The organism is Emticicia sp., assembly GCF_049241225.1.
Lineage (GTDB): Bacteria > Bacteroidota > Bacteroidia > Cytophagales > Spirosomataceae > Emticicia.
Map to the genome: position 1 here is coordinate 29,314 of NZ_JBMLRC010000026.1, position 4,666 is coordinate 33,979.

Below are 4,666 nucleotides of genomic sequence, written 5' to 3' on the forward strand. Positions count from 1 at the left end.
TTTCAAAAATAGCCTCTACACACCAGAAACAACCCGATGCAAAATAAGCCTTTTCCGTAGGGCCATAAACTGTTTTATCGACTACCTTTTCGGTTGGTTTGGTAGTTGTACTGCATGAAAGTATAAAAATAAAAACGCTCAGCGTAAGGCTGGCAACAAAGGTTTTTCTCATAGCTTTTCTGAAATGATTTTGATTAAAAAAGCGTGTCAGGCTCGGGCTTGACACGCTCATGTATATAAACGCTGAAACAGGTAATTTGGTTTTATTTCTAAAGTCACAAAAGTATTTTCTGTTGACAGTTGACTGCCGACTGCTGACTCTTAAAATTACTCGATTTCTAAAACTTTAAATTCAGTACGGCGATTGACTTGGTGTTCTTCTTCAGTTTTGGCATTTTTTACGATTAATTCGCTTTCACCATAACCTTTCGCCGAAAGTCTTTCACGAGCAATGCCCTTCGACACAATATAGTTGATGGCCGATTCGGCACGTTTTTGTGATAATCGAAGGTTGTAAATATCACTCGAACGCGAATCCGTATGTGAGCCTAACTCAATCTTAATCTGAGGGTTATCGGTGAGCGTTTGTACTAATTTGTCCAGTTCAATGGCTGCATCTGGGCGAATATCCCATTTATCTAAATCGTAATAAATATTATCAACTCTGAATGTTTTTCCTACGAAAACAGGCTCTAAATTGAGCGATGTATAGAAAGTCGTATCGGTTACAGGTTTCTTCAATAACGACTGCGGAATCTCACGGCCATTCATCGAAAACTCTTCACGGTTTGTCAAGAAATTTGCCTTTTTCGACATCACCAAATAATTGCCATCGGCTTTCAGTTTAATTGGGCCAAATTTACCGTCTTTTCCTGTGGTAAGCTCCGTAATTACTTCGTTTTCATTATCAGTGTCTACCACTCTCACGCGTGCCGAATCGAGTGGCACAAAGGCATTTGACGCATTTTTTGTGGTAATGGTTCCGACTAAATAATAATTAACCGTCTTGATTTCGAGGGCTTTGCTGGTGCTATCTGGGTTGCCATTTTTAGGCGAAAGCAATGGGTTTTTCGATGGGTCGTCGTTATCGGCTAAATCTGGCTTTTTCGGAGCTTCATAATAATAAATATCATCATCGCCCGAGCCACCCGCACGGTTCGATGAGAAAAACACATCGCCACGCTTGCTCATTACCAAACCAAAATCATCCATGTTTGAATTATACGGAATCCCCATATTTTCAACCGTAATTTTTCCTCCCGCACGCACGGCCAAGAAAAGGTCAAGTTTACCGAGGCCAGGGTGGCCATCAGAAGCAAAATAGAGTTTTCCATCTTCTGATACATACGGAAACATTTCATCGCCAGCAGTATTGATTTCTTTACCCAAATTCACAGGATTTCCGAAACGCCCCGAAGCATCCATGTTTACTCTATAAATATCCAATCCACCAAATCCACCAGGGCGATTTGATGCAAAATAGATTGTTTTCCCATCACGTGAGAACGCAGGGCTGCCATCCCAACTGGCTGAATCAGAGGCACTTACGTAGCGTGGTTCGGTCCAGCCGCTGCCATCAACATAGCGTGAAATATACAAATCCATGTCGGGCGAGAGGTCTTTGCGTTTGCCCGTATTGCCACGAGAATAAATCATCGTTTTGCCATCGGGAGAAAAAGTTGGTGTTCCTTCGTTGCGTTCTTCATCAAAAATGGCATCGCTGAATTTCTCAACTTTGCCCATTTCACCAATCGTTTTATCTATTTTTACTTTGTAAAGTCCAACATACGGCAAGCCATTGGCATAAATTTTATTTTTGCGAGAAGCCGTAAAAATCAATTCATCGCCCAACACCATCGGAGCAAACTCTGAGCCTTTGGTATTGAGTTGCGAAAGGTTTTTGAACTCTACAACACTTTGTTTTTTCTTAATATCATCAATCGTTTTGAGCGTATTTACTTCACGATATGCCTTTTCATTATACGCCTTTATGGTACTTTTCGAGTCAATGAATTGTTGTAATTCTTTCAAGGCTAAATCATAGTTTCCTGCGGCTTTCAGAGCAAAAGCATAGTGGAAATGAGCTTCTGGATTGGTGAGTTTTGCTTCAAAAGCCTTCTGATAAAACGGCACGGCTTCTACCCAACGATTCGACAGACGATAGGATTCGGCAATTTTATGATACAGATTGGCTTTTTCGCTTTCGGCAATATTTACTACCTTCGTCAAATCTTTAATGGCTAATTCGTACTGACCTTTATCGAAGCTCGAAAGACCACGTTTATAGGTTTGAATTTGTCCAAAAACCGAATTGGTAAGCACCAAAAGGGCAATAATATGAAGTATTCTTTTCATGTTTTACGGGTTGTTTCATGGAAGCTTTTGCTTTCCATAGAAATTTGATATTTCGACTCAATTTATGAGTTTAACCTAATCAATCAAACGATTTTTTCAAAGAATTGTTGTGTTGAATAAGAATGACGAATAATTCGATTGATGAATTACGAATAAATAATTGATAGTCAGATATTTATGTCTTTAAAGGTTTGCTTTTGATTCACGATTTAATTGAAAAAACAAAATATGTCTTTTATTGTTTCTGAAATCACGATTTATCCAATCAAATCACTGGGCGGAATTAGCCTGCAACACGCCATTGTTGAAGAACGTGGACTGCAATATGACCGCCGTTGGGTACTCGCCGATGAAAATAATATGTTTATTACCCAACGCCAAAACGAACAAATGGCGTTGATTGATGTGGCTATCGAAGAAACGGGTTTACGAGTGACACACCGATTGAAAAGAATAGCTCCTTTACAGATTTCGTTTGTGCCAGAAACTGCTGAACAACAGCAAATTACGATTTGGGACGATGTGGTGCGTGGAATCCGAGTAAGCGATGAGGCTGATGCGTGGTTTACGACAGTTTTGGGAATGAAATGTAGTTTGTTTTATCAACCCGATGATTCGATAAGGTTGACCGACCCGAAATATTCAATCACAAAAGAAGAACACACGAGTTTTTCGGACGGCTATCCGATTTTGGTAATTGGACAAGCAAGCCTCGACGAACTGAATGCTAAACTCGAAGAGCCAGTTTCGATGAAGCGTTTTAGACCAAATCTTGTTTTTACGGGTGGCGTGGCCCACATAGAAGATACTTGGAAATATTTTACCGTGGGCGAGGCAAAATTGGTAGGAGTAAAACCCTGTGCAAGGTGCGTGCTGACAACGATAAACCCCGAAACGGCCGAGAAAGGGAAAGAACCTCTCAGAACACTGACACAGTATAGAAATGTGAATAATAAAATTTTATTTGGGCAGAACTTGCTAGTTGTGGAAACAGGAAAGATTTCGGTAGGAGATGAAATAGAGTTTTGATTTTAAGGGCTTTTGATTAAATTTGATAAAACAATAAAGTTATGCAAACGTATTCTGTCGAAATTTTAAATCCGAAAGCTTTTAAATTATTGAAAGACTTGGCTGATTTAGAACTAATTACTTTAAAAAAAGAAAAGAGTACAAAAAAAAATGTGAGTGATTTTCAGCAAATACTTTTGAATGGGCCTACTTGGAATGAAGAGGAATATCAAGAATATTTGAAAAACCGAGAAGAAATTAATTCAATTGGTGAAATATGATTTTGGTAGATACTTCGATTTTGATTGATTATTTTCGTAAGCAAAACAAAGAAAAAACGATACTTTACCAACTATTTTCTGAAAATGAAGATTTGGCAATTTCGGTCATTACCAAATATGAATTGATGCTTGGTAGTAACACTCAGCAAGATTTATTTTGGATGGCACTGCTTCAAAAAGTGAATGTAATTTCTTTAGATGAATCAGTAATTGATGAAACTGTGAGAATTAAAAAGGAACTTAGAGCCAAAAATCAAGAAATTGGTTTGGCAGATATACTCATTGCAGCTACTGCGAAATTTCATCAATTCAAATTGGCAACCCTAAATATTAATCATTTTAAAAGGGTAAATCAGTTGCAGATACTTGAGATTTAGGTATGAAAGAAAATGGAACAATTTTCTTAAAAACACTTCACTATCTAAGCCTTGATGTAGTATTGGGGGCGGTGGCAAGTAGTTGGATGTTTTGGAAAATACCTGATGGAAATAGTGTGACAAATCTACCCTCGCTATTAATTTTGGGCATCTGTACTTGGATTATTTATATACTCGACCGCCTGCTCGATAACCTCAAGTCTGAGCCAGAAGATGCCCGACACCAATTTCACTTCCAGCATCAATATTATCTGCAAGTTGGCATCATTATTTTGTTTTTGATTGCCGCTATTTTAGCCTTTTTTCTACCCCGAAATGTCATTTATTTTGGTATTACTCTTTCGGTTTTGATACTGATTTACTTTTATATTTTACAGAAAAAATCAAAATCGGCTAATTATCAGTATTTTAAAGAAATTTTTACTTCGGTAATTTATAGTATTTGTGTGGTTGGAAGTGCTTTTAGTACGAAACCAAATCTTGATTGGCAAGCCTTTTTGGCTGGATTTATCTTCTTTTTACTGGTGCATCAGAGTATTCTGATTTTTTCATTTTACGAATCACAGGCATATCCAGAAACAAAAAATCTTGCCAAGAAACTCGGCAAGACCAATTGTACTTATCTAATATTGGGAGTTTTAGTTT

The 4,666-nt window shown here is 37.9% G+C and carries 5 protein-coding genes; 4 read left to right on the forward strand and 1 reads right to left on the reverse strand.

Annotated features, from left to right (window positions below):
- Positions 1 to 327: 327 nt before the first annotated feature.
- Positions 328 to 2,355 carry an OmpA family protein gene (locus ACOVO2_RS01670; protein WP_421768303.1) on the reverse strand — a complete coding sequence of 676 codons (2,028 nt, stop codon included), beginning with the start codon at positions 2,353 to 2,355 and terminating at the stop codon, positions 328 to 330.
- A 228-nt stretch (positions 2,356 to 2,583) separates the two neighbouring features.
- Here ACOVO2_RS01670 and ACOVO2_RS01675 point away from each other — a divergent pair, with 228 nt between their 5' ends.
- From ACOVO2_RS01675 to ACOVO2_RS01690, 4 genes are all read left to right on the forward strand, one after another.
- Complete coding sequence (locus ACOVO2_RS01675; RefSeq protein ID WP_421768304.1) at positions 2,584 to 3,384, forward strand: MOSC domain-containing protein; 801 nt, start codon at positions 2,584 to 2,586, stop codon at positions 3,382 to 3,384.
- Between the two features lie 41 nt (positions 3,385 to 3,425).
- Positions 3,426 to 3,644: a hypothetical protein gene (locus ACOVO2_RS01680; RefSeq protein WP_421768305.1), complete on the forward strand. Its 219-nt coding sequence runs from the start codon at positions 3,426 to 3,428 to the stop codon at positions 3,642 to 3,644.
- Positions 3,641 to 4,021 carry a type II toxin-antitoxin system VapC family toxin gene (locus ACOVO2_RS01685; RefSeq protein ID WP_421768306.1) on the forward strand — a complete coding sequence of 127 codons (381 nt, stop codon included), beginning with the start codon at positions 3,641 to 3,643 and terminating at the stop codon, positions 4,019 to 4,021. The genes ACOVO2_RS01680 and ACOVO2_RS01685 overlap by 4 nt, the downstream gene beginning before the upstream one ends.
- A 2-nt stretch (positions 4,022 to 4,023) precedes the next feature.
- Positions 4,024 to 4,666 (forward strand): hypothetical protein (locus ACOVO2_RS01690; protein ID WP_421768307.1); only part of this gene is annotated, 643 nt, incomplete at its 3' end.